At 58.6% G+C, this 25,396-nt stretch carries 15 protein-coding genes and 5 tRNA genes; 8 read left to right on the top strand and 12 right to left on the bottom strand.

Annotation, left to right across the window (positions count from 1 at the left end; all coding sequences use genetic code 11):
• Positions 1-13 precede the first annotated feature (13 nt).
• The 3 genes from V7787_RS33715 to V7787_RS33705 all read right to left on the bottom strand — a co-directional run bounded on the left by V7787_RS33715 (position 14) and on the right by V7787_RS33705 (position 4,446).
• Positions 14-2,518, bottom strand: a complete 2,505-nt coding sequence (locus V7787_RS33715; RefSeq protein ID WP_336091719.1) for a hypothetical protein — start codon at positions 2,516-2,518, stop codon at positions 14-16.
• Positions 2,519-2,602: 84 nt separating this feature from the next.
• Complete coding sequence (locus tag V7787_RS33710) at positions 2,603-3,274, bottom strand: hypothetical protein (RefSeq protein ID WP_336091718.1); 672 nt, start codon at positions 3,272-3,274, stop codon at positions 2,603-2,605.
• Entirely contained in the window at positions 3,238-4,446 is a 1,209-nt protein-coding gene (locus V7787_RS33705; protein WP_336091716.1) for a hypothetical protein, read from the bottom strand. The genes V7787_RS33710 and V7787_RS33705 overlap by 37 nt, the downstream gene beginning before the upstream one ends.
• Positions 4,447-4,632: 186 nt before the next feature.
• On the opposite strand from V7787_RS33705, the gene V7787_RS33700 reads away from it, so the two are divergent.
• From V7787_RS33700 to V7787_RS33685, 4 genes are all read left to right on the top strand, one after another.
• A complete protein-coding gene (locus V7787_RS33700) occupies positions 4,633-9,540 on the top strand; it encodes an RHS repeat domain-containing protein (protein WP_336091714.1) in 4,908 nt (1,635 codons plus the stop codon).
• 284 nt (positions 9,541-9,824) lie between these two features.
• Entirely contained in the window at positions 9,825-11,816 is a 1,992-nt protein-coding gene (locus V7787_RS33695) for a hypothetical protein (RefSeq protein WP_336091712.1), read from the top strand.
• A gap of 177 nt (positions 11,817-11,993) precedes the next feature.
• Positions 11,994-14,168, top strand: coding sequence for an autotransporter outer membrane beta-barrel domain-containing protein (locus tag V7787_RS33690; protein ID WP_336091711.1), 2,175 nt, complete (start codon positions 11,994-11,996; stop codon positions 14,166-14,168).
• Between the two features lie 81 nt (positions 14,169-14,249).
• Positions 14,250-15,716 carry a hypothetical protein gene (locus V7787_RS33685; protein WP_104887211.1) on the top strand — a complete coding sequence of 489 codons (1,467 nt, stop codon included), beginning with the start codon at positions 14,250-14,252 and terminating at the stop codon, positions 15,714-15,716.
• A gap of 230 nt (positions 15,717-15,946) precedes the next feature.
• Here the strand turns inward: V7787_RS33685 and V7787_RS33680 are convergent.
• From V7787_RS33680 to V7787_RS33660, 5 genes are all read right to left on the bottom strand, one after another.
• A tRNA-Gly gene (locus V7787_RS33680) sits at positions 15,947-16,022 on the bottom strand.
• An 85-nt stretch (positions 16,023-16,107) separates the two neighbouring features.
• Positions 16,108-16,183, bottom strand: a tRNA-Gly gene (locus tag V7787_RS33675).
• A 3-nt stretch (positions 16,184-16,186) separates the two neighbouring features.
• Positions 16,187-16,262, bottom strand: a tRNA-Glu gene (locus V7787_RS33670).
• A gap of 92 nt (positions 16,263-16,354) precedes the next feature.
• Positions 16,355-16,430, bottom strand: a tRNA-Gly gene (locus tag V7787_RS33665).
• 2 nt (positions 16,431-16,432) lie between these two features.
• A tRNA-Glu gene (locus tag V7787_RS33660) sits at positions 16,433-16,508 on the bottom strand.
• A gap of 333 nt (positions 16,509-16,841) precedes the next feature.
• Between V7787_RS33660 and V7787_RS33655 the strand changes: the two genes are divergently transcribed.
• Entirely contained in the window at positions 16,842-17,609 is a 768-nt protein-coding gene (locus V7787_RS33655; protein ID WP_064491457.1) for a hypothetical protein, read from the top strand.
• 132 nt (positions 17,610-17,741) lie between these two features.
• Here the strand turns inward: V7787_RS33655 and V7787_RS33650 are convergent, their stop codons facing one another.
• Both V7787_RS33650 and V7787_RS33645 read right to left on the bottom strand, forming a co-directional pair.
• On the bottom strand, positions 17,742-18,224 hold the full coding sequence (locus V7787_RS33650; RefSeq protein ID WP_064491526.1) for a GAF domain-containing protein: 483 nt from the start codon (positions 18,222-18,224) through the stop codon (positions 17,742-17,744).
• Positions 18,225-19,112, bottom strand: a complete 888-nt coding sequence (locus tag V7787_RS33645; protein WP_020191217.1) for an ATP-binding protein — start codon at positions 19,110-19,112, stop codon at positions 18,225-18,227. It abuts the gene before it with no gap.
• A gap of 200 nt (positions 19,113-19,312) precedes the next feature.
• Between V7787_RS33645 and V7787_RS33640 the strand changes: the two genes are divergently transcribed.
• Positions 19,313-21,670 (top strand): hybrid sensor histidine kinase/response regulator, encoded by a 2,358-nt coding sequence (locus V7787_RS33640; RefSeq protein ID WP_064491527.1) that lies wholly within the window; start codon positions 19,313-19,315, stop codon positions 21,668-21,670.
• On the opposite strand, the gene V7787_RS33635 is transcribed toward V7787_RS33640, so the two are convergent.
• The gene (locus tag V7787_RS33635; RefSeq protein WP_064491528.1) at positions 21,660-22,148 is read right to left on the bottom strand and encodes a glutathione peroxidase; all 489 of its coding nucleotides are present in this window, start codon (positions 22,146-22,148) and stop codon (positions 21,660-21,662) included. The two genes, V7787_RS33640 and V7787_RS33635, sit on opposite strands and share 11 nt — an antisense overlap.
• Before the next feature lie 13 nt (positions 22,149-22,161).
• The gene (msrB, locus tag V7787_RS33630; protein ID WP_010952901.1) at positions 22,162-22,557 is read right to left on the bottom strand and encodes a peptide-methionine (R)-S-oxide reductase MsrB; all 396 of its coding nucleotides are present in this window, start codon (positions 22,555-22,557) and stop codon (positions 22,162-22,164) included.
• Positions 22,558-22,724: 167 nt separating this feature from the next.
• Here msrB and V7787_RS33625 point away from each other — a divergent pair, with 167 nt between their 5' ends.
• Both V7787_RS33625 and htpX read left to right on the top strand, forming a co-directional pair.
• The gene (locus tag V7787_RS33625; protein WP_012271123.1) at positions 22,725-23,936 is read left to right on the top strand and encodes a pyridoxal phosphate-dependent aminotransferase; all 1,212 of its coding nucleotides are present in this window, start codon (positions 22,725-22,727) and stop codon (positions 23,934-23,936) included.
• Positions 23,937-24,455: 519 nt separating this feature from the next.
• Positions 24,456-25,343, top strand: coding sequence for a protease HtpX (htpX, locus tag V7787_RS33620; protein WP_010952899.1), 888 nt, complete (start codon positions 24,456-24,458; stop codon positions 25,341-25,343).
• Positions 25,344-25,396 lie beyond the last annotated feature (53 nt).

Genomic DNA, 25,396 nt, shown 5'->3' with positions numbered 1-25,396 from the left:
GACGAGTCTTCCTTTATACTTTGGGCAGTTGGAAAGCACCTACGCCGCGCACAGCCTCCTCCAGCCTCGCCGGGGGCAAAGTTTGCACCACATACTGGTGGGAAACTCCGTAATAAACCGTATCATGCGTTGCTGTTATCACAGCAAATGGATCACTGCTGGACGCATCATGGGTATAGATACCGGTAATGGGGTCGATGACACCCGAGCCGTACACTACTTTCCATTGGGCTTGATCCGGAGTTAATTCAACGTTACCCACCTTGGCTTTCAATTGCACAGTTCCAGCCGCAACATCCACTTCACGCGTAATTTTCATTGGCAGCCCCGCATTGCCTTCGGTGATTACCAATGCGACGCGCGCGGTCTCCCCATCAGTGGAATCACTCAGCGTAATTTTATCGAGCGCGAAAGAGGCAGACTCGTCAGGGTAGTCATCCAGGGGGGGCATCACTGCAGGGGGGGTATAAACTGCAGTCTTACCGTCGGCGGTCAACTGGCCGTATTGAGGCGGCTCCCACTTCAGGTTCGTGACATCACCCAGGTAGCCGGCTCGCAAGTTGACCGTGGGGGGCGTGCTGTTGACCTGTGTCACATAGAGGAGCGGACTGATGTGCAAACCCGACCTCAAGACAGTCATCAGTGCCGAACTGCTGAAGTCGGTGTCTATGTGTCGCGCATTGACACGCAGCCGTACAAAGTCGCCATCGAAGTCCGAGGCAGCCGGCGGTGTGTACAAGCCGGTATGTTCATCGATCGAACCGATCTGCCCGTTGGAAACAGAATCCAGTACAGGCTCGCACGTCCAGCGAATCAGGCCGGGGTGTGCCGGGACCGTGTTGAACTGCAAGGGCGCGCTTCCCGCCACCAGGGTATGTTGCATGGGATCGATGGCGAACGCGGTTACGGTGGGATTGACAGCGCCAAAGAAAGCGATATCACGTGGCGCGAATTGGTCTTGACCGATGAGGGCATTGCCAAAATTGAGCTTGATGGTCTGATCGACCAATTCCCGCAGGTTGCTGGTGAACTTAAAGTTTTTCTCGAAAGCCTCACGCAAGATGCCCTCGACACTGGGAACTTCGACATCTATTCCCTTAAAGAAATTGTGAAACAAAGCCCACATTACGGTAATTATCGGAGCAAGCATTAAATCCAGCAAGGCAAAAAAGTACGCTTCCTCCGAGTCAACTGGCGGCCGCTTTATTACTTTAATTTCTCCGAGCACAGGCGCTGCAGCCTTGTGTTCTAGCACCTCCAGAGAAACGAACTTCAAGCGCCCTCCATCCACATCCTCGAGCTCATAGGTGCTTGTAAATGTGTAGCTAAAATCATCCTCGGTATACCTAAAAAACTCCGAAGAATCAAAGAATCCAGAGTCCAGCATCCGCTTTATGAAATTCGTTTGATCGTTGAAGTAAGCTGGTATCATGCCTAGTACACCCTCGATTTTCCACTTGATTTCCACCTTATTTCCATTTATCGAAACCTCGAATTCTTGCCCAAGTTTCAGAACAATTTTCGGCACGTAAGCTATGAAGGTCACCAGCAGGGGTATCCCCTGGATGGGCTCTGACCAGAACATGTGCGTTAGAGTCTGCTCCTCAATGATCATTTCTCCATTCTTGGCAACTGCCCCTATCAGCCTGCCCTCTTCGTCGTGACGAAGATCAAACTCGACGTTACTCACGATCGTTTTCAGGGACTGCACCAACTGCGCCAACATGATTCGAGTGGGTCCAAACAACACCGTCGCGTCATAGGGCCTGTCGCTGGGAAGGAGGTAGCGAAAATCATTGCCAGGGATGTGCCCTTCTTCATCCCCTTCAAAGCGCACCATGGCCAGTACCGCGCCTTCGTCATCGTCTGCGTCCCGCATGCGTGCCTGCGTGCGCAAGGCAAACGATTTGGCGCGCAGTAACGGATCACCGCCTGCTTCTATCTGGCCAAGCGTAAATACACGTTCTGGGGCCTCCAGCCCGTCAAACTTTTGCTTGAACCACTCACCCACCAGCCGTTGCTCACCGGGATCGTCTGACACGTTGATGCTAAAATCGGAGCTTTCTTTCAAATCAAGTCGCACGCGCCCCTCTTCACCCACCACACCGGGCACGTTGGCCAACAGCAGTTTCAGGTGAAGTTCCGGCCCCAGCAGCGGACTGGTTTCGCGTATTTCCCGAACCTCCCACTCCCCGGCTGCGTTACGCAGACCCAACTGTGTTCCCGACATGATCTGTGTGGTCAAGCGCGCGGTGGAATCGTTGGCGTGACCACCCAGGAAGCCCAATCGCGGCCAATCCAGGGTAAACTGGTTCAGTGCAAAACGCCGGTCCGCGCCATTCTCGATACTTCCGGTCAAGGGCTTGAGGTAAGAGTCTGTTTTGAACCGACGAATGTAAACCTGCAGCAGCAGACGATTCAGTTTCTCTCTGTCCATGAAAGAAATCATTCCCCAGTTCAGGCTGCGCTCCTCCTCTTTCAGCCACGCATACAGTTGCTCAAAGTTATATTCAGCCATGGTTCTATCCTCATAAAAACTCAGATCGTTGATACTTATCAATCACGACTCTTCGCAACCAAAACTTGCCATATGACCTCGAACTCAAGGCACCACCTTAAACTCGGCAGTCTGGCCTTGGACAAAGCTTGTACCTTCATCGAAACTGACTTTTACGTACACATGGAAAGGGGTATTCGCCTCGAGCTTCAACAGATATTCCTTGCTCAGGCTCATTCGCAACAACCCCTCTTTCCATTCATCCGCAGAGACCGGCTTGTCATCGCGTATCACTTCATCTGGCAAGGAAGGCTCACCCGGCTTTGACTTCCCCGTAACATAAACGCGTACAATCTGGCCCTGCGCGAAGAAATGCCAGCTATTACTGTTCAAAGTAAAAGTCACACTATCGATGACCTGCGACACTGGAATGTCCGAGGTCGCAAAGTCCGGGCACTGAACCGCTTGAAAAGCATCGGATGTCAGTGGTTGAATTTTCAAGCCATAGGCAGGTGAGCGCTGCTCGCCATCATCAGCATCTTTAACGGTATAAAACACTTTGACCCGCTTGCCAAAATTGGCAGGTACCACAGCACGGGGAATCTGGAACTCCCAGGGATTACCTATGGTCGGTGTATCGGTTTGGTACTTACCTGTAGTACCAAACCCCTCCCAGTACATGGTTATCTTGCCATCATTGGTCTCCGACTCCTGCGGCACCCGGATTTTTGTCCCCAACGTCAAAAGACTCGGGCTGATGTAAGCGAATGAAACCATCTCTGGATCAACTTCCTCGCCGGATCAGGTTCTTGCTGTGTAGCATCCGGGTTGAACGGTGGTTTAAGAACCAACGGCTTCTTCAAGATAAGGTCCAAGGGTGTGGAGTCGGCCGCCCCGCCCACCCTGGCCCATTGCCAAGTCAGCTTTACCGCTTCACCGATGTGTTCTTGCAACCATTGCGCCGGCACAAGAAAACGCAAACGCTTGCTGTCCAGAATTGAACGGTCTATACGCAGCATGTGTCGGCTAACCTTCTTGCTCACAGCCGTAAGCAGCAGTTCATCACCGTGTCGAATGCCGTAATCATCCACTTCAACCGGTAAGCCGTCCCCATACTTGGCCGGGTCAAGCCAGTCGTCACTGTGCCCCGGTATTACCGGGGGGGGCAAACTTGGCGACTGCCCCGCGTTTTGCTTGATGGTGAAGCGCTGGACCGGAGACTGGCTTTTTCCACCGTCTTTATAGTTGACGGTATAGCTCAGCTCGCACCACCCACCGGCTATTAAAAACTTGATTTCGTCAATTACCCAAAGCAATGGCTCATCAGAACCCTCAGCCAACTCTTTGGTGTATTCTTCGGAATTACCTAATTCGTCGCGCCATGAAAGCACAACGTTATCACCCGCTGTCATGAAGGGATAATGGGTGGTCACAACACGGCCATCCCCCTTCAAGCGTGCGAGGTCAATTACAAGACCGTCACTGTCCATGAAGTGCGGCGGCGGCAACATCAGAGCAGGCTCAACTTGCTTGTTGATGTAAAAAAACAGCCGGCTGGATGACTCTTCCAGGGCAGGGCCTGGTATGACGTTACCCCGAATATCGGTTCGCGCGTATGAATAGAACGCATAGCCCTTGTTCAGGCCTTGCAGCAGGCCATTATCTATTTCAATCAAGAAACTGCCATCAGGCTCCAGATCAGTCACAGGTAGCGGGTTTGGGTCACGGTCGTGAATTTCCCCCAGTGCGCCACACCCGAAAAAGCGCGGAGCGACGAAATGCCCCAGGTCTATTCCTGGGTACTTGATGTACGTTTTCAGCGCTTCAGCCCCTAAGTCTTCAAGGCTCAGCGAATCACCCTTCAATAACGGAATCTCGGGGCGCGGCAGCGCCGCAGTTGAAGCCAATAAGCCCTCTGATTGCTCGCCATGCCGCTTGCGAAGTTTCATTCACTAATCCCCACCGTATTAATTGCTTTGATCAGCACTGGTTTTAACTGCTGATCTCGATGGGGATTTTTTACACCTTGGCCTGACTTGCCGAAACTAGCACTTTTAACAGGTGGCAACGGTTATGCCGTTTGCTAGTGTCCGTGCTTATGCATCCCGTACCTCTCACCCGGAGCGCTCTTCATCATGGCCACCGAATCCAGTATCAATTCCAATGCTTTCAATTTTTTCAATCACATGCAGAGCGGTGTTGACTCGCGAACGGGCCTTTATTCCTTTCAAATCGCCCTGTCCGCGTTTTACGGCAGTGACCTGTTGGCGCCTGAAATCGAATTGAACCTACGCTACAGCCAACTGAACACGCAGGACCGCGGCTTTGGCAGGGGCTGGAGCCTGCCCACCACCGAGTTCGACCCTGCCCAGAAACGCAGGATCATTTCTCTGGCCAATGGCGAAACGTTCAAAGCCGACGGCCGTGTTGGCACTACCAACCAGTTGACGATGTCGGAGAAAAAGATCGACACGTTCCACCTTTACGAGGACGCTGAAGACCGCTGGCGGGTGGTGCACCGCTCCGGCATGGTGGAAGTGCTCGAGCGAAAAGGTTCAAGCGCGAATGGCAGGGCGGTGCCGACCCGCATCTTCAGCCGCCAGGGGCATTGGCTGAACCTGGAATACGGCACCCATAACGGCTTCCCGATGTTGACCAAGATCACCGACATGCGCGGCGTCACGCTGCTGGAGGCCGTTCGCAACAGAGATGTGCAGTTGAGGATGCCAACTGACACGGGAAACGCCACCTATACCATGGTGTTGGGCACCGACAACCGGGTAACCCGCATCGAATTGCCCACCGACAACCAGGCGAGCTGGCGTTTTTCCTATATCCGCGTCAGGAATGTCGATTGCATCAGCACGGTGTACACCCCTGCGGGCGGTTTCGAAGAACTGAAATACGATGATTACGGCCACGAGTTCCCGATCGGTTCGGGCCTGGACCCGCTGCCTCGAGTAACCCGGCATGTGCAGCACCCAGGCAATAAGCAACCCCCGATCGACACGCGTTACACCTATTCCAGCAACGGTCACAACTTCCTGGGTGGCAATGCACCACTGGAGTGGATAGACGATGGCCTGGACAACCTGTTCCGCAAGGATATCGACTATGACTATGCCACCACAGAGACACTCTGGGTGGATGAAAGGCCCGTACGCAGCACCGTCCGAGAGTTCAACAAGTTTCACCTGAACACCCGTGAAGCTGTGTATCGGGGCACCAAGCTGAACGCCGACAACACTGAAGTCATCGGCAATTTCATTGAAGAGAAAATCACGACGTATAACCTGAAGCCCGGGCGCTTCGAGGAGCAAGTGAACGCCTGTCAGTACCCGATCAAGATCGAAACCCGTTGGCGGCTGCGCGATAGCGGCCGTCAACACGTGGAAACCATCAGGGCCGAGTACGACGATCACGGAAATGTGTTGATGCAGCAAGCAGCGACCGGCGTCGTGGAGACAAACCGTTGGTACCGGAATGGGGATGCGGGTTACCCAGGCAATGCTGAAAACTTTGTGTGCGACCTACACACGAAAACCGTGACACCGGCGGCTGGGCACGGTGGAAACGCCCCAACACTGGTCACGACGCATACGTACAATCAAATCAAAGTACTGGCCAGCAGCAGCGAAGCGACCGGGCAGGAAAGCTGGTGTGCCCTTCATAGCGAAACACTGAGCCACAACGATCGCACACTGAAAGTCACGGCCTATGACTATCACGAGCAGGAAAATGAAGAAGTGCAACAGGCAGAGCCATTGCAACATGGTCGCCTGCAAAAACGCACCACGGGCTTCCCGAACCCCGCCTTTGGCGAGCCGGGCCAGCCTGAAATGCTGGAAAGCACTGTTGACTATGCCTACCAGTTCGAGACGCTCGATTGGGACAAGATGCGCGACGAGCGTTTGCATGATTTGGCTCCAATTACCGTGCTGAAAACGGTGCATGACACCGTGGGGCATGACCAGGCCAGCATGCAGACCAGCGAAGGGCACTCACTGTTCTCTGGCGAACTGGTGCTGAGCACCGACGAGGACAGGGTAGAGAGACGCATCGTCACCGACAAACTGCACCGCAAGATCTTTGAAGTCGTGGCAGGGGGTGGCGCCAGCGAAGCCGTGCGCAGTAATGAGTATGCGCTTTGTGCCGAAGAGGGTGAGCAGGCGAGCCAGCGCTATACCTCACCTACATCCGTGATCACTGAAACGCGGTTCGATGGTTTGGGCCGCGTGCACCAGGTGCTGGCGAGCCATATAGACCCGACAAGGCCCAACGCTTTGTTCCAGGTCCAGGAACTGGTGCACGACGCCTGGGGACGCGAAATTGAAGACAGGCAGTACGACTGGCTGGAGGGCAAACCCTTCCCTGCCGACGTGCCGTTCCTGGCCCAGCGATACCTGTACGACAACTGGGAAGGGCGCAGTGTGGTGATCCGCCACGACAACGTTCAGGAACACACGCTTTTCGACCCCACCGTGGAAGATCAAAACAGGAACGTGTGCAAGACCACATGGTTGCAGGTGGCGCAGCAAACGGAGAAAAGCGAGAAGGTCAGGACCTGGAGCAATGCGTTCGAGAAGGAGGTACGGATAGAACGCCTGAGCCCTGACGATATGATCGAGGCGGAACAGGTGATGCACTACGACGGCCTTGGCCGATGCGTGAGCAAAATCGATGAACGCCAGTATGAGACAACATTCGAATACGACCCGTTCGGCCGCTTGAGTGCCAGCACGCGGCCAACCGAAACGCGTATCGAGCATCGTTATGCCCACCACACGGACGCCGAATGGTCGACCAGTATCACCGCCTTTTCCAACCGCGAGTCCGACCCTCCCTTCGAGGTGGGCAGCCAGTGCTATAACGGGGTAGGCAAGGTGACTTCGCGCACCATTGGCAAGCGCACCGAGGAGTTGCGGTACAAACCCGGCCAATCGAAACCAGCGGCCATGATCACCGGCGCACGCGATACCATCAGCTACGAGTACGACCTGGCGCTCTCCCCTCTTCCTACCCATATGCGCGTGAATGCTGACGAAGAAGGCGACGAGTACATCTATGACCCGATCACAGCGAGGATGAAGGAGTCGCGCGGTGCCAACGGCAAACGGGTCTATCACTACAATGCGCATGATCAGTTGACCGGCGAAACCCTCGAAACGGCAGGCGATGTGCCGCGCACGGCCGAGTATGTCAGCACCTTCCACAACCGCCTGACATCGAGCAAAGATGCCGGGGGCATGACTGCCGTCCATGAATACGACGAGAAAGGGCTCATCACCGCAACACGCCAAGGCAACCTGCTGGCATCCTTCGGCTACAACGGCCTGGGCAGGCTGATATCACTAACCAGCACCGACACAGTTAGCAACAGCACACTGACCACATCTCTTGAGTACGACGACCACGGGCGTGAAATCAAGCGCACCCAGCAGCTAGACACAAGGCCTTTGCCTACGTTGACTCAGGTGTGGGGCAAGGACAATTTGCTCGAAAGCCGCGTATTGCGCGACGGGCCCGGGCCTGATGATGTTGTGCTCAAGGAAGCATTCCGCTACGACCGGCTGGGGCGACTGAGCACAGTCGAATACAGCGGCCGCGAGATCCCCAAAGACGAGGCAGGCCGCACCCCCAGCCAACAGGCATTCGATTACGACAGCATTGACAATATTCGTGTTTGCTTCACCCGCTTTGATGACGGCACCAGTGAGAGTGCGACGTATGAATACAACAAAGACGACCGTTTCCTGCTGAAAACGTTGACGCTCTCCGCGAGCGGCAGTACGCCAGAAACCTTCACATTCTTCCATGATGCCAATGGTAACCTGACGGTCGACCAGCATGGCCGCGTGCTGGAGTACGACGAAGAAAGCCGGTTGTTGCAAATCAGAGGTAAAAGCCAATATCAATACGACGGTGAAGGGCAACTACTGACCAGCCAGGCAGCCAGTGGCTCGCCAAGGCAACTGTGGTTCGACGAGAACCGGCTGAGTCTGGCCATCCAGGACGGCAACTACACACGATTTAGCTTCCATGCCGATATACCACTGGCCCAGCAAAGCGATGCCCCCGCCAGAACGTTGTTGCTGCAAACCGATTCCAGCCACAGTGTCATCGCCGAATGCGAAGCTGGCGCGGTTCGCGACATACGCTATAGCGCCTACGGTCAGCGGCACGTCACGGTGCCTGTCCACAGCAACTTGGGCTTCAACGGTGAGGCACTGGATGAAGGCAGTGACTGGTACCTGCTGGGGCGGGGCGTGCGCGCCTATAATCCGGGGCTTAGGCGCTTCAACAGCCCCGATCCGCGTAGCGTGTTCGACACCGGTGAACTGAACCCCTATACCTACTGCCTGAACAACCCGATCGCCTTGCGCGACCCCAGCGGCTTGACTGCCACGGGCGACGGTGGCAGACCGCGGCGCCCTGACGAAGATGACCCGAACTGGCTGGGGCGCAGGAAGCCTGGTGGCGGCACATTGAACTGGATCATGTTGGGCCTTGGGGTAGTGCTTACCGTCGCAGCAGTTTTTACCGCAGGTGCGTCACTGGCTGCGGTAGGGGCACTCGGCGCTGCCGCGAAAGCCGGGATGAGCGCTGCTACCCTGGCCGTCAGAGCAGGTACCGCCAGCTTCCTGCAAAAAGTACTGGTCAAGGTTGCAGCTACCTCCATTAAAGCAGCGCTCATGAACACCCTCTTTGCAGGGCTGTCCCTTGGCGGTACCGCAGCGCAGGCAGTTTCAGTCATCAACAACGATGAGGCTGCGGGAACGGCGGCAATGATTCTGGGTATAGCAGCTGCCTCCACGGCAATTGCACGAGTGACATACAGTGTGGGCAAGTTGGCTTTCTCTGGCAGCAAAGCGGTTAATGTATCACCACTGGGGGTAGTGCAGGAGGTAGCTGAGAATGTAGACGACGCTGCTGGTGGTGCAACTGGTGGTGCAACTGGTGCTTATAATACTCAGTTTTTACGTAAGAACTTTATAGCCAGATACCCAATTTTTAATCGTTTTTCTCGCATGCCTCACCGCTGACCGAGCGATACGATCCACTAGTGTTTGTTTAAAACTAAAACAACTCCATCTTAAATCACAAATAGATACCACCTAAAACGCCGGCCCAGCAAGTACCTGCAACCCTAATCCTGGGCTGCAGCCTAAACTGGGCTGGCTTTTTATTTTCTTATTCTTCTCATCGCCCCACCTAGCATTTTTACCAGTATCCACAACTTCCACTCCACGCTAGCCTTCTCTCACCAACAACCGGTAGCAGGCCAACCCGGCCCCTCCTTATCGTGATGTGTATGGGAGCACTTCGCATGAGTAATGACTCGGCACGTCTACTTGCAGCAAAGGCACGTCTTGACTATCAAAAGCAGCGTGTTGCCAGGTTGGCGGCGCAGCAGGTCGATGCCCTGGCGCCCCCTGAAGTTCAAGGGATAGTCGACCCAGCGGACGGGACCTTGAACAAGGACGTCCTCGATGCGGACCTTGATGTGGTCATACAGGAATGGCTAAACCTGCCCGACCCAATCCTGGGTGACAAGGACACATTGCAACTGGAAATGGCTATCGTTGACGGGCAGGGTGTCGGTGACTTTCTGGAAGTTGGCGCCAGCGCCCAATACGATAAGGACAGTGTATTCCCTACGACGCTGCAGATACCCAAAGCTGATTACCCCCATGACGGCAAGCGCCAACTGCGCTATAGAATCGACAGGTACAATACGCCTACGCCAGAATACTCTCCCGCAATCGATCTGATATTCGATAAAACACCGCCGTGGGATGCTGTTGAACCTGAAGCAGCGGCACTCAATGGAAACGTGGTGACAGACGCTTTTTTCGGCACCAACCCAACCGGCCTGACAGTAACATTACCGCCTTATACTGACCAGGACGTAAAGGATACTTACGCACTTTATTACTCTGACACCGTTCCGGTTGAGGGGCAAATACCACCCGCCATTGGTTATGGCCCACTACCCGCGAACCGGGAACTACTAATAACCAAGGCCGACATAGAAAGGCTGAGTGACGGTCACTTCTACATTGTTTATATCCTGTTGGATAAAGCCACCAACCGCAGCCGCATCTCCAAGATCGCGGAGGTTTATGTAAACCTTGGGTCATTACCCACCGCGCTGCAAGCGCCAGTAGTACCCCTCGCCCAAGGTGATGGCTTGATCGACCTGGCCGATGCGCAGGCAGGCGTCACGGTTGAAGTCGACTATACCAACTACCGAAGAAGCGACATTGTCGAGGTCACCTGGGGCACCTCCAAACCTTTCACCGAAGAGATCGGCTCGCGTGAGCTGCCGCTTTCCATCAGTGTCCCCCACGATCGCCTGCGTGAAGCCTATGGCGCCGCAGATACCGAACTAGAGACCGATGTCAGTTATCGTGTACTGCGCCATGGCGTTCCCTATGGCCCGGAAAGCACCACGCTGAAGGTTGATTTCTCTGTCGCAGGCCCCGACCGCCCCGACCCCGACCCCACTTGGCCAGACCCCATCAACAGCAAACTCGACGCCCCTGCGGTCTGGGGCAAGAACTCTCAACAGGAAAACGTGCTGGATCGGAGTGATTCCGGCGAGGAGGCCACGTTCAAGGTCAAACGTCATGACGATGCCAAAGATACTGACATCATGGATTTCTATTGGGCCGGCACGCTGGTCACCGAGGCCACGTACTCTGTCGATTTAAGCGACCCTGCAGATATCGAGCGACCGCTTCCCTGGACCTACATACTTAATGCCAGCAATAACCCCACGCTACCGGTGCACTACACCATCCGCAAAGCGACTGGGGCAGGTAACGAGCAAAACTCGCCTACTGCAGTGGTCAATGCCAACGCCGTTGTCATTGAGCCGGACGCTCCCGAGTTTCAACGTCTGTACAATAATAGATTCCTCAACTGTGAATCCCTTTGGGAAGACCCCCTGAACCCAACTGGCGACCCTGCGTTCAAGGTGTTCGTGCCACCGCTGAACCAGTACCTGCCCAATGGCGGTGAGGTAACCCTGACATGGACTGGATGGGGTGGCTACACCGGGGATAATGAGATCCCGGCAGCCAGATTGACCGAGCCCCGCACAATCAGCGAAGCAGAAGCGGCCGCAGGCTTTTATTGGGAAGTCAAACCCTACAATCCCCACATCCTCAGTATCTATGACCCCACTGGTCATGGCGCGGATGGTCGCGGCCGCGTCCAGTACAGCTTCCAGCATGGGGGAGAAACCGTCACATCGAAAACAGCCGAAGCTGTGGTCAGCCTGGGCACAGGATCAGGCACCTGTGCGATTCCATGAACGGGGCGCCCATGGACGGGCTGGCAAGGTAGCCCGCGCTCATAGATAGGAAAAGCCGCGAGCTTAATCAGGCTTTTCCTACAGGAAATGTCCGCTAAATCCATAGACTTCGGCACCAATGGCCAGCCTGCAACAGGCGCTGGCCGGTTCCGACTTGGACAAGACACAGGTATTCGCATGTCAGCATTCTCCCCCTTGCCCCTACGCCAGGTTCTGCGCGCAGCCACATTCGCCCCTGCGCTCCTGCTCAGCCCGGACAGCTGGGCACAGACACTGATCAAGAATGACACAACGATCGATGGCAGCGCAGCACTTGACAACTACACGGTAATGAACGGCGCCACCCTCACGGCCAACGGCGCCATTACCCGTGACATCAGGGTGCAGGAGGGCTCAAGGCTGGTGCTCAATGGTAGCCAGGTAAACGCCACTGGCAACGCCGCAGGCCTGCGCATCAGCGCGGCCGGGGCCACTATCAGCAACAGCCGCGTGACGTCTGCCTTCCAGGGCCTGTCCATAGGCAGCGACGCACGGGTTGACGCGGTTGACAGCACCATCAGCGGCGGCGCAGTGGGTGCGGTCATCAACAATAGCTTGCTGACGCTGTCAGGCAGCCAAGTCACTGGCACCAACACCAACAGTGCCGGGATCAACCTGTTCGATGGCAACCTGCAGGCCACTGCAGGCAGCCGCATCGTCGGCGACCAGGATGGCCTCCGGGTGCGTGGCGACAGCGGCCAGCCCGCCGGAACCAGCACAGTGGTACTGGATGCCAGCCACGTAGAGGGCCTGAACGGTTCTGCCATTGCCGTCGCCACGGCGGGGAACGCACCGGCGAGCGCCAGTATCAAGATATTGAACGGCTCCACCCTCAAGGCCGGTAATGGCACACTGGTGGAAGTCGGCGCCGTCGGCACCGCCGAAATCCTGGTCAGCGCCAGCGCCCTGGAGGGCGATATCGTCGTCGCCGAAGGCGGCAGCGGCAAGCTGACCTTGGCCAACCAGGCAACCCTCAAAGGCCGCCTGGACAACCTTGACCTGCTGGCCTTGAACAGCGGTGGCCAATGGACCATGACTGGCGACGCACAGCTCAAGGACCTGGCCCTGGACGGCGGTGCAGTGGCGTTTGGTGATAATGGCGAGTTCTATACCTTGCAGGTGGCCAACCTAGAAGGTAGCGGCACCTTCATCATGAACGCCGACTTTGCCGACGGCAAAAGCGACCTGCTCGAGGTGACGGGTACCGCCACCGGCAACCATGAGATCCGCGTGACCAGCACAGGCAAAGACCCGCTGGCCGACACCGAACTGCATCTGGTGCATACCGCCGCAGGCGATGCGAGCTTCTCGCTGGCGGGCGGCCCGGTTGACCTGGGCACCTTCGCCTATGGCCTGACCCAGCGCGGCAATGACTGGTACCTGGACGCCTCGATGCGCTCGCTCAGTAATGGCACCAAGACCATCCTGGCACTGGCCAATACCGCCCCTACCGTCTGGTATGGCGAACTTACCACCTTGCGCAGCCGCATGGGTGAGGTACGCCGTAACGACGGCGCAGCGGGTGGCTGGATGCGCAGCTATGGCAACCAGTTCAACGCTTCTACCTCCGGCTTCGGCTACAAGCAGCAGCAACAAGGGCTGTCGTTCGGTGCCGACGGTCGCCTGCCAATCGGCGATGGCAACTGGCTGGTCGGGGTCACAGCGGGCTACAGCAACTCAGACCTCAACTTGCAGGGCGGCAGCTCGGGCAAGGTCGACAGCTACCACATGGGGGCCTACACCACTTGGCTCGACTCGCAAAACGGCTACTACTTCGATGGCGTTGTAAAAGTCAACCGCTACCAGAACCGTGCCGATGTGCAGTTGAGTGATGGCAGCAAGACCAAAGGCGACTACAGCAATCACGGCATCGGGGTGTCACTGGAGGCCGGTCGGCATATCAAGCTGGAGGATGGTTACTTCATCGAGCCTTATGCCCAACTGGCAGCCATGACCATCGAAGGTCAGTCGTATCACCTGGCCAATGGCTTGCAGGCCAGCGGTGACGACACCCGCTCGCTGCAGGGCAAGCTGGGTACAACTGCCGGGCGCACCTTCGACTACGGCCAGGGCCGCATGATTCAGCCTTATGTACGGGTTGCCGGGGCTCACGAGTTCGTCAACAACAACCGCGTGAAGGTGAACGGCAACAGCCTCGACAATGACCTGGCGGGCTCGCGCGCCGAACTGGGCGCCGGTGTGGTGGCAGCCTGGGACCAGCAATGGCAGGTACATGCGGAGTTCGACTATGCCAACGGCGAGCAGCTCGAACAGCCTTGGGGGGTGAGCGTGGGCGTCCGTTACAACTGGTGATTGCAGCACCCTGCGGCGCCGTCCGGCGCACGCAGGGCACAAATCAGCACTCAATGCTTGTCCTTGACAGGAGACCAAGCCATGCCATTGATTACCCTGATCCGTTCACTCTGGTCCTCGCTCAAGGGGCGGACCACTCAGGCAGACCCACTCGATCCACCCGAGATCGCGGCGCTGCTACCAGACCTTGAGGGTGGCGAAACCCACTTGCTGCGCTTCAGCGCAACCCATCAGCCGCTTGAGGTCAGGTTCAAGATGTGGAAGAACTCCAATCCCGCAATGGATGAGGAAACGCTGACGCTGTACTGGGACGATACAGCAGTCGCTCAAAAGTCATGGACAGCGCCGGTACCCGAGGACGACCTGTTCCTCCATGTACCGCAACACCTGCTGCTCAGCGAGGGGAGACATACCTTGTTTCATGATGTGGAGCTCTACAACGGCAACCATTCGTCTTCACTACCCTTTCACATCACCATCGACCGAACGCCCCCTCAACTACCGGCGGACAACATGCTGGTGTTCGACCCTGAGGTGGTCCAAAACGGTGTCACCGACGCCTATCTGGTGGAGCACAATGAAGAACTGGAGGCCACTGTGCCGCTTTATTCAGGTATCCGTGTAGGTGATGTGCTGACCTGGTATTGGTCCACCTCCCCCTCCGGCATGCACCAGGCGGGGAGCAGGCCCGTAACACAGGAAGACATCAACAAACCGCTGAAGGTGATCATTCCAGGCAAGCACATCCGTGATATGGCTGACGGCCTGCGCTATGCGCGGTACACGGTTCAGGATTATGTGGGCACGCCAGAGCTGCAGTCGCAAATTGTGCTGCTGGACGCCAAACCCACTCCGTTACCCGTGAACTTCTCCACACCCTACCTGAAGGAAACGGGCAGTACGGGAAGCAGCAGCACGCTGGACCCGGTTCGGGCCTCGAATGGCGCAACCGTCATCATAAAAGCGGGTAACCCCTTCGAGCCCGCTGACAGCGTGAGGGTTTACTGGGCAAACCCGGGGGAACACGGCGCCTATGACGCACCCGTCGAGGTGGCTACCGGCGACATTGCCTGCCCCATCCCCAGAACCAACGTTGCGGCACGCATGGGCAGTAGCCTTGCGCTGTATTACACGGTAACCCGTCGCGGCACAACTCATACATCCGGGCTTCACACGCTGACGGTACGAGCCCCCAACAATCTGCCCGCACCTCAGTGTGAGGCGATCCAGGGCGGTGAACTGAGCCTGACTGGGATGGGAGCCCAAGCCACCTTTACCCTCAACATCTGGCCACTCAGGGATACCAGTCAGTTCGTCAGGCTGCACATCACCGGCAAGCGTAACGATGGAGGCAACGGTCCTGTCGTGGTCACAGACGCGACCCCGGTAACGTCGGCAACAGGGATCATGACGGTAGGTTCGGTAACCCCGGCAGCGCTGGGCGTGTTCACGGTCTCTCTTCAGATCGACATCCTGTGCTATTTCAGCGTGGACAACAAACTCACCTGGATCCCGTTCCCTCACGTACCCGTGAAACTGGTGGATTGACAAAACCACTCCCTTGGCTGCTCAAGGAAACCGGCTTCGACAAAGAACCACGCCCTCATAGCCCCCGCAGGCTTTGCACTGTTCGTCTGTGCGAAGGGCGCCTAGCAGTGGCACTTTGAATTTCAAGGCTGATGATGGATTCAGGCAAACTGCGCTGAAACGAAAAAAGACGCCGAAGCGTCTTTTTTCGAGGACTTACAGAATCTCATGCGACTCTGTAGATCTTGATTTGGAGCGGGAAACGAGACTCGAACTCGCGACCCCGACCTTGGCAAGGTCGTGCTCTACCAACTGAGCTATTCCCGCAATTTGAAGCATTACCACGTTCGGCGTGAAGCGCCTTTACAGCCTTCACCACCACTGCACCGCATAGACGCCACAGTATTTAAACTGGAGCGGGAAACGAGACTCGAACTCGCGACCCCGACCTTGGCAAGGTCGTGCTCTACCAACTGAGCTATTCCCGCATTTGGCGTCCCCTAGGGGACTCGAACCCCTGTTACCGCCGTGAAAGGGCGGTGTCCTAGGCCACTAGACGAAGGGGACACACAACACTTTTCAGTGCACCAGAACATGAACCTCACGATTCAGCCTGGATTTTCTTTTCCTGCCCCGCCGTTAAGCAGTGCCGGAGAAACTGGAGCGGGAAACGAGACTCGAACTCGCGACCCCGACCTTGGCAAGGTCGTGCTCTACCAACTGAGCTATTCCCGCATTGGCGTCCCCTAGGGGACTCGAACCCCTGTTACCGCCGTGAAAGGGCGGTGTCCTAGGCCACTAGACGAAGGGGACACGCTGCTGGCATTACTGCCTGCTTTCACTCCCTGCCGCGTTTCGCTGTGTGCTTTACGCTGCAAGTGGCGCGCATTCTATGGATGGTTCGGGAAGGCGTCAACCCCTTTGTAGAAATTTATTTAAATCAATGACTTCCGGGTACACCCAGCGCTGTTTTGGCAAGCCTGCTGGGGTTTGGCGTTGATTTTCTGGCGTCAAGTCAGCATTAATGTGCCAGCATCCAGTCATGGCACAGTTTGCCGATAGAAAAAGAGAATGGCTGTCAGGGCCTCTCGCGAGCACGCTCGCTCCTACACTCAATCATGCAAACCTATTCATGAGGCATTAACGGTGACACCACTTCTGATCACCCTGCTCATCGTGGCGGGCATCGCGTTGCTGATCGTGATCGGCTACCTCAACAATGTGGTCGAGAATGGCAAGCTTGAGCGCGCCCGGATGAAGATCGAGCTCGCCGACCGCCTGCGTCGCTGTGGCGAGATCACCGAGACGTTCCCCGGCCAGTTCATGACCCCGGCCCTCAAGTTGCTGCTGACCCGCCTGGAGCTGAACCTCAACCAGCGCCTGCTGGCGGTGGACAAGCGCAATGCCGAATTCAAGGCGCGCATCGCCGAACTGGAAGGGCTGATTGCCCTGGGTGACAAGATCCCGGTCAACAACCCACCTAACCCGATCCACACCGAGATCAAGGCCAAGGACGTACGCTTCTTGCTGGAGGCGCTGCACAACCAGGTGACCCGCGCTGCCCATGAGGGCTTCTTGCCCGCCGTCGAGGCCAAGCATTGGGTCAAGGAAATCCGCCATATCCTGGTGCTGCTGCATATAGAGTTCTTCAACAACCTCGGCCAACAGGCCCTGCAAAAAGGCCAGCCCGGCCAGGCGCGCCTGGCCTTCGAGCGCGGCGTGCAGTATTTGCGCAAGCAGCCGGAGCCGAAGGTGTATGAAGAGCAGCTGACGTATCTTGAGAAACTGCTGACCCGGGCCAATGCCCAGGTGCTGGACCGCATGGCACCGGCGGAGGACGAGCACAACGAATTGACCGATGGGCTCAAGACCGATGAGGAAGAAACCTGGAAGAAGAAGGTGATCTACGACTGATTGGTTAACCTGTACCCGCGAAAGGGCCGGGGCTGCTGGCCTATATCCCTGGTCATTCATCGTTGCCGCCGCCACCGTATTCGCGGGTAAACCCGCTCCTACAAGCGAAGAGGCCGGCACAGGCAACATCGATCAGCAGTCAGTCAACGCCAGAAAGATCCCTGCCAACCGCTCCAGCCCCACTTGGTCCGCCTCGCTGAACCGCCCGACCGTCGGGCTGTCCAGGTCCAGCACGCCAATCAACCTGCCGTCCTTCACCAACGGGATCACCAGCTCGCTGTTGGAAGCGCTGTCACAGGCAATGTGGCCCGGGAATGCATGAACATCCTCGACCCGCTGGGTCTGCCGCGTTGCCGCCGCAGCCCCGCACACACCTTTACTGAACGGAATACGCACACACGCCACCTGGCCCTGGAACGGGCCCAGTACCAGCTCTTCGTTGCGGTTGAGGTAGAACCCCGCCCAGTTCAGGTCGTCCACCTGGTTATACAGAAACGCGGAAAACTGCGCGGCGTTGGCGATGAAGTCACGCTCGTCGGCGAACAGCGCCTGCACTTGCGCCGCCAGCAGGTTATAGCCGTCGAGGCCGGCGCCACTGGCATTGAGGTCGATCATTTACTTTTGCTCCAGCAATTGCAGCCCGACCCAGTAGCGGGCGAACTGATAGGCACAACGGCCATTACGGTTACCGCGGCCGGTGGCCCAGCGCACGGCGAGGATGTCGAGTTCTTCGGTGCGCTGCCACACAAGGCCCGCAGGTTGTGCCAACTGGCCAATCCAGTGCTCGACAACGTTCAGGAAATGGTCCTGGGTGAACGGGTAGAACGACAGCCACAGGCCAAAACGGTCAGACAGGGCAATCTTGTCCTCCACGGCTTCGCTGGGGTGCAGCTCGCCGTCGACACGCTTCCAGTTCTCGTTGTCGCTTTCCTTCTCGGGCACCAGGTGGCGGCGGTTGGAGGTGGCGTACAGCAGCACATTGTCCGGGGCCTGCTCCAGCGAGCCGTCGAGCACGCTCTTGAGCACCCGGTAGTCGCCCTCCCCGGCTTCGAACGACAGATCGTCGCAGAACAGGATGAAGCGTTGCGGCAGCTTCTGCAGCTGCTCGACCACCCGTGGCAGGTCGGCCAGGTGGTCACGTTCGATTTCGATCAGGCGCAGGCCGGCGCTGGCGTGCTCGGCCAGCAGGGCACGTACCAGCGACGACTTGCCGGTACCACGCGAGCCCCACAGCAACGCGTGGTTGGCTGGCAGGCCGTTGATGAACTGGTGGGTGTTGCGGCCCAGCTGGTCGCGCTGTTTGTCGACGCCGATCAGGTCGGTCAGGCGGATGTCCAGGCTGACGTCCAGCGGCAGCAGGTAGCCGCTGCGGCCATCACGCTGCCAGCGCGCGGCCAGTGTGGTGCCCCAGTCGATGTGCGGGCGTTGTGCCGGCAACAGGGGTTCAAGGCGCGCCAGTACCGATTCGGCGCGGTCCAGAAAAGCGATCAAGCGAGCGTCCATGACGACTCCTAACAATTTCAGTTTTTTGGGGGCCGCTGCGCGCCCCTTCGCGGGCTTGCCCGCTCCCACAGGGCTTGCAGCCTGGGGCTAAGCTGTACCTGTGGGAGCGGGCAAGCCCGCGAAGGGGCGCCAAGCGACCCCCGCTTGGCGATCAACTGAAATGAACAGACAGACCCACCAGCAGCCGGGGCTATTCGGCTATGCTTGCGCAGCGCAAGGAACGGGAAACCGGCTCGGGACTCATGGATATCAAGTTCACCAATCGCCTGTCATACAAGCAAGCCCGGTTGACAGTCCTGGTCGGCTTCATCCTGGGAACATTGCTCAGTCTCATCCAGATCGGCATCGATTATGCCAGCGAAGACGCGTCCATCAACCGTGAAGTGAACGCGTTGCTGCAAATCAGCCACAACCCGGCCTCGCGCATCGCCTACAACATCGACTCGGAACTGGCGCTGGAGCTGACCCGCGGCCTGCTGCAGTCGCCGGCCGTCATCCGCGCGCGGCTGATCGACAACAACGAAACGGTGCTGGCCGATGTCGAGCGGCCAAAACTGCAGGACCGCTCCCGGCCACTCAGCGACTTCCTGTTCGGCGAGCAACGCCAGTTCAAGGAGCGCCTGTACCTGACCCACATGCCAGAGGAATACCTGGGCACCCTGTACCTGGACATCGACACCTTCGCCTTCGGCAGCCGCTTTCTCGACCGTGCCGGCATCACCCTGCTCAATGGCTTTGCCCGCAGCCTGGTGCTCACCGGCCTCCTGCTGGCGCTGTTCTACATGATGCTGACCAAGCCGCTGGTGACGGTGATTGGCGCACTCAGCGGCAGCGATCCGCGCAAACCCCGGCAAACTCGCCTGGAATGCCCACACGGACACGAGCATGACGAAATCGGCGTGCTGGTGAAGGTCGCCAACCAGCAGTTCGTCAGCATGGCCACCGAGATCGAACAGCGGCGCACCGCGGAAAACCGCCTGACCCAGTACCTGAACGAGCTGGAAGACATCGTGTCGGCGCGCACCAACGAGCTCAAGGCCAGCAACAGCAGCCTGAGCCTGTCCAACCAGGAGCTGGAACAAGCCCGCAGCCGAGCGCTGGACATGGCCCAGGCACGCGCCGCCTTCCTGGCCAACATGAGCCACGAAATCCGCACCCCGCTCAACGGCATGCTCGGCATGATCGCCCTGGCGCTGGACAACCCGCTGCCCAGCGAGCAACGCCAGCAACTGGCTATCGCCCATGACTCGGGCAAGGTGCTGGTAGAGCTGCTGAACGATATTCTCGACTTGTCCAAGTTCGATGCCGGCCAGCTGGAGCTGGAACGCATTGCGTTCGACATGGGCTCGATGGTGGAAGACACCGCCAACCTGCTGTCGCAGAACACCGCGCAAAGCGTGGAGCTGACCTGCCTGATCGACAGCGACTTCCCCAGCAGCGTGCTTGGCGACCCCACGCGTGTGCGGCAGATCGTCAGCAACCTGCTGTCCAACGCGCTGAAATTCACCCGCTTCGGCCGCGTCGACGTGCGCCTGGCGGCCATTGTCGGTGGTGTGCGTCTGGAGGTACGGGATACCGGCATCGGCATCCCCGAAGACGCCCAGGCGCGCATCTTCCAGCCTTTCACCCAGGCCGGCGCCGGCATCACCCGCCAGTACGGTGGCACCGGCCTGGGCCTGGCGCTGACGCGCAACCTGTGCAAGGCCATGCAGGGCCACCTGCACATTCGCTCCGAGCCGGGCTTTGGCAGCTGTTTTACCGCCGAGTTGCCACTGACCGTGCACACCGAAGCCATCCCGCCAGTGCCCTTGCATGGCCGCGTGGCCGCACTGAGCGCAGCCGGCAGCGGGCTCAATGAACTGTTGCAGCACTTGTTGCCCGCCTGGGGCCTGACCTACCAGCGCCATGACAGTTGCACCACGCTGGATGCGGCAGTGATCGACCTGTTGATCACCGACGACGTCGAGCACCTGTTCGAACTGCGCCCGGCATTGAAAACCCCGATTCTGCTGGTGACTGCCTACGGCAACTTCCTGCCCAACGAGCAGTCCCTGGCTTTGGCCCCGCTGCACCAGTTGGCCCGACCATTGGCACGCAACGCCCTGTACCAGACCCTGCGCCGCACCTTGCAAGGCCATGAGCCCGAACACCCGCTGGCCATCCCGGCCATTACCCAGGAACAAGGCCGTGCGAGGATCCTGCTGGTAGAGGACAACCCGGTGAACCAGCTGGTGGCCAAGGGCATGCTGGCCAAGCTCGGCTGCCAGGTGCAACTGGCCACCCAGGGCGCGGAGGCCCTTGAGCTGCTGGCGCGTGAGGAATTCGACCTGGTGCTGATGGACTGCAACATGCCGGTGATGGACGGCTACGAGGCCAGCCGGCGTATCCGCCAAAGCGGCCGCTGGCCCGAGTTGCCCATCGTCGCCCTCACCGCCAACGCCATGCCCGAAGAACGCGAACGCTGCCGGGCGGCGGGCATGAACGACTACCTGGCCAAGCCATTCCGCCGCGAAGAGCTAATGGCCCTGGTCGACCATTGGGTGCCCTTCAGCGGCTGAGCAAACGCTCGATGTCCGCCTCCAGGGCCTGTGGCTTGGTGGTGGGGGCATAGCGCTTGACCTGGCCACTGGCCGGGTCGACCAGAAACTTGGTGAAGTTCCACTTGATCTTCTGGCTACCCAAAATACCCGGCGCGCGCTGCTTGAGTTCGACGAACAGAGGGTGAGCGCCCGGGCCGTTGACCTCGACCTTGCGAAACAGCGGAAAACTCACGCCGAAATTACGCTCACAGAACTGCGCAATTTCCCGCGCATCGCCAGGTTCCTGCTTGCCGAACTGGTTGCACGGGAAACCCAGTACCATCAGGCCACGGTCGCGGTAGGCCTGCCACAGTTGCTCCAGGCCCTTGTACTGCGGGGTAAAACCGCACTGGCTGGCGGTATTGACCACCAACAGCACCTTGCCCGGGAAGTCGCCGAGCGTCTTGTGCTCGCCGCCCAGGGTCACGCAGGGAATGTTCAGCATCGTTGCAGCCATGGTCGGGCTCCGGTCAGTCGCGCGGACGAAGGTCGATGCACACCGAGTTGATGCAGTAGCGCAGGCCGGTCGGTGGCGGGCCATCAGGGAACACATGCCCCAGGTGCGCGTCGCAACGGGCGCAGGTGACCTCGGTGCGGATCATGCCGTGGGACGTGTCGCGGATCTCGATCATCGCGCTGTCCTCGATCGGCGCGTAGAAGCTCGGCCAGCCGCAGCCGGCGTCGAACTTGGTCTGCGCATCGAACAGCGGCAGGCCGCAACAGATGCAGTGGTAGATGCCGTCGCGGCGCTCGCTGTTGTACTTGCCGCTGAATGGCCGTTCGGTGCCCTTGAGGCGGCAGACCTGGTACTGCTCGGGGTCGAGCATCGACCGCCATTCGTCCAGGGTTTTTTCGATCTTTTTCATGTAGGGACCTCGGCAGGCTGAATTTCACCCCGCACCGTCTTTTCCGGGGCGCGGGTGGCACGTATATTAGTTGGCTTCGTGTGCCAGGCGTTCAGTCTGGCACCCGCTTCCTGCCCTTTCAAACCTTTCGGCGGGGCGTAGCGCGTTTTCTCAATCGGGATCCCATCATGCAGTTCAGCAAATCGAACAAGCTCGCCAATGTCTGCTACGACATTCGCGGCCCAGTGCTCAAGCACGCCAAACGCCTGGAGGAGGAAGGTCACCGCATCCTCAAGCTGAACATCGGCAACCCGGCGCCGTTTGGCTTCGAGGCGCCTGATGAAATCCTTCAGGATGTGATCCGCAACCTGCCCACCGCACAGGGCTACAGCGACTCCAAAGGCCTGTTCAGCGCACGCAAGGCGGTGATGCAGTACTGCCAGCAGAAAGAAATCGAAGGCGTCACCATCGAGGACATCTACCTGGGTAATGGTGTGTCCGAGCTGATCGTCATGTCGATGCAGGCGCTGCTCAACAACGGCGACGAAGTGCTGATCCCGGCCCCCGACTACCCACTGTGGACAGCCGCCGTGAGCCTGGCCGGCGGCAAGCCGGTGCACTACCTGTGCGACGAGCAGGCCGACTGGTTCCCGGACCTTGAGGACATCAAGGCCAAGATCACCCCGAACACCAAGGCGCTGGTGATCATCAACCCGAACAACCCGACCGGCGCGGTCTACTCCAAGGAGCTGCTGCTGGGCATGCTGGAGCTGGCGCGCCAGCACAACCTGGTGGTGTTCTCCGACGAGATCTACGACAAGATCCTGTACGACGAAGCCGTGCACATCAGCACCGCCTCGCTGGCCCCGGACCTGCTGTGCCTGACCTTCAACGGCTTGTCCAAGTCGTACCGGGTGGCGGGTTTCCGCTCCGGCTGGCTGATCATCTCCGGGCCCAAGCACCACGCACAAAGCTACATCGAAGGCATCGACATGCTGGCCAACATGCGCCTGTGCGCCAACGTGCCGGCCCAGCATGCCATCCAGACCGCGCTGGGCGGCTACCAGAGCATCAACGACCTGGTGCTGCCGCCGGGCCGCCTGCTGGAGCAACGCAACCGCACCTACGAACTGCTCAACGACATCCCTGGCGTCAGCTGCGTGAAGCCGATGGGTGCGCTGTATGCGTTCCCGCGGATCGACCCGAAGGTTTGCCCGATCCTCAACGACGAGAAGTTCGCCCTTGACCTGCTACTGTCGGAGAAGCTGCTGATCGTACAAGGAACGGCGTTCAACTGGCCCTGGCCGGACCACTTCCGCGTGGTGACCTTGCCGCGGGTGGATGACCTGGAAGCGGCAATTGGCCGGATCGGCAATTTCCTGAAGGGTTATTCGCAGTAGGGTTCGACGGGGGGGGCGCCGGGGGGCGCCGGGGGCGACGAGAGGTTCGACGCGGGGTTGGTGGTGGGGCGTAGATCGAGCGCCGCCCGCGCGGCGCTTCGCGGGTAAACCCGCTCCTACGTTTGTTTCGGGCCAGTCCATCCTGTGCCAGGCGCGCGCGATCGCCTTGTTTGTACGACGCGATATCGAGGCATGCGCCAGGGCGTTCGCGCGCAAATCCCACAGGCATAATTGGCCCGAAACAAACGTAGGAGCGGGTTTACCCGCGAAGCGCCGCGCGGGCGGCGCTCGATCTCACAGGCGCCACACCACTTGCGGCAAACCCCCAGCGGCCTTGACGCAGCCCCAAGCCGAATGTTTCTTACATCCTGCAACGCTCTATCCCACAGCCCCCACGCCATCCTCTGCCATACTCCGCCGTACACAGTTTGAAATAGTCCCCCGATTGAATCGGCGCGGCAGGCCCCTTATATACCCCGCAGTAAGCGACAACTCATCCGTCAGGAGAACGTAACAACCATGATGCGCATTCTGTTGTTTGTAGCCACCAACCTCGCGGTGGTGCTGGTTGCAAGCATTACCCTGAGCCTGTTCGGTTTCAACGGGTTCATGGCCGCCAACGGGGTCGACCTGAACCTCAGCAGCCTGCTGGTGTTCTGCGCCGTGTTCGGCTTTGCCGGCTCCCTCGTCTCGCTGTTCATCTCCAAGTGGATGGCGAAGATGACCACCGGCACCCAGATCATCAGCCAGCCGCGCACCCGCCACGAGCAGTGGCTGCTGCAAACGGTCGAAGAGCTGTCCCGCGAAGCGGGCATCAAAATGCCTGAGGTGGGTATCTTCCCGGCTTACGAGGCCAACGCCTTCGCCACCGGCTGGAACCGCAACGACGCGCTGGTCGCGGTGTCCCAGGGCCTGCTGGAGCGCTTCTCGCCCGATGAAGTGCGCGCGGTACTGGCCCACGAAATCGGCCACGTTGCCAACGGCGACATGGTCACCCTGGCGCTGGTGCAGGGCGTGGTGAACACCTTCGTGATGTTCTTTGCGCGCATCATCGGCAACTTTGTGGACAAGGTCATCTTCAAGAATGAAGAGGGCCAAGGCATTGCCTACTATGTGGCGACCATTGTTGCCGAGCTGATCCTTGGCATCCTGGCCAGCATGATCGTGATGTGGTTCTCGCGCCGCCGCGAATTCCGCGCCGACGAAGCCGGTGCGCAGTTGGCCGGTACCGCGGCAATGATCGGCGCCCTGCAGCGCCTGCGCGTGGAACAAGGCCTGCCAGTGCACATGCCGGACACCATGAAGGCTTTCGGCATCAATGGCGGCCTCAAGCACGGCCTGGCCGGGTTGCTGATGAGCCACCCACCGCTGGAAGACCGCATCGAGGCCCTGCGTCAGCGCGGCTGATTCACCTGAGAAAACAAAGGGCGACTTCGGTCGCCCTTTTTTATTCCCGGCCT

It is taken from the genome of Pseudomonas sp. CGJS7, from assembly GCF_036961695.1.
Note: the sequence above shows the minus strand (reverse complement) of the source record. Positions and strands in the feature narration are given on the sequence as shown.

Bases quoted from the DNA above. Each gene is read 5' to 3' on its own strand.
- V7787_RS33715 (WP_336091719.1), bottom strand. From the start codon at position 2,518: ATGGCTGAATATAACTTTGAGCAACTGTATGCGTGGCTGAAAGAGGAG.
- V7787_RS33710 (WP_336091718.1), bottom strand. From the start codon at position 3,274: ATGGTTTCATTCGCTTACATCAGCCCGAGTCTTTTGACGTTGGGGACA.
- V7787_RS33705 (WP_336091716.1), bottom strand. From the start codon at position 4,446: ATGAAACTTCGCAAGCGGCATGGCGAGCAATCAGAGGGCTTATTGGCT.
- V7787_RS33700 (WP_336091714.1), top strand. From the start codon at position 4,633: ATGGCCACCGAATCCAGTATCAATTCCAATGCTTTCAATTTTTTCAAT.
- V7787_RS33695 (WP_336091712.1), top strand. From the start codon at position 9,825: ATGAGTAATGACTCGGCACGTCTACTTGCAGCAAAGGCACGTCTTGAC.
- V7787_RS33690 (WP_336091711.1), top strand. From the start codon at position 11,994: ATGTCAGCATTCTCCCCCTTGCCCCTACGCCAGGTTCTGCGCGCAGCC.
- V7787_RS33685 (WP_104887211.1), top strand. From the start codon at position 14,250: ATGCCATTGATTACCCTGATCCGTTCACTCTGGTCCTCGCTCAAGGGG.
- V7787_RS33650 (WP_064491526.1), bottom strand. From the start codon at position 18,224: ATGATCGACCTCAATGCCAGTGGCGCCGGCCTCGACGGCTATAACCTG.
- V7787_RS33645 (WP_020191217.1), bottom strand. From the start codon at position 19,112: ATGGACGCTCGCTTGATCGCTTTTCTGGACCGCGCCGAATCGGTACTG.
- V7787_RS33640 (WP_064491527.1), top strand. From the start codon at position 19,313: ATGCTTGCGCAGCGCAAGGAACGGGAAACCGGCTCGGGACTCATGGAT.
- V7787_RS33635 (WP_064491528.1), bottom strand. From the start codon at position 22,148: ATGGCTGCAACGATGCTGAACATTCCCTGCGTGACCCTGGGCGGCGAG.
- msrB (WP_010952901.1), bottom strand. From the start codon at position 22,557: ATGAAAAAGATCGAAAAAACCCTGGACGAATGGCGGTCGATGCTCGAC.
- V7787_RS33625 (WP_012271123.1), top strand. From the start codon at position 22,725: ATGCAGTTCAGCAAATCGAACAAGCTCGCCAATGTCTGCTACGACATT.
- htpX (WP_010952899.1), top strand. From the start codon at position 24,456: ATGATGCGCATTCTGTTGTTTGTAGCCACCAACCTCGCGGTGGTGCTG.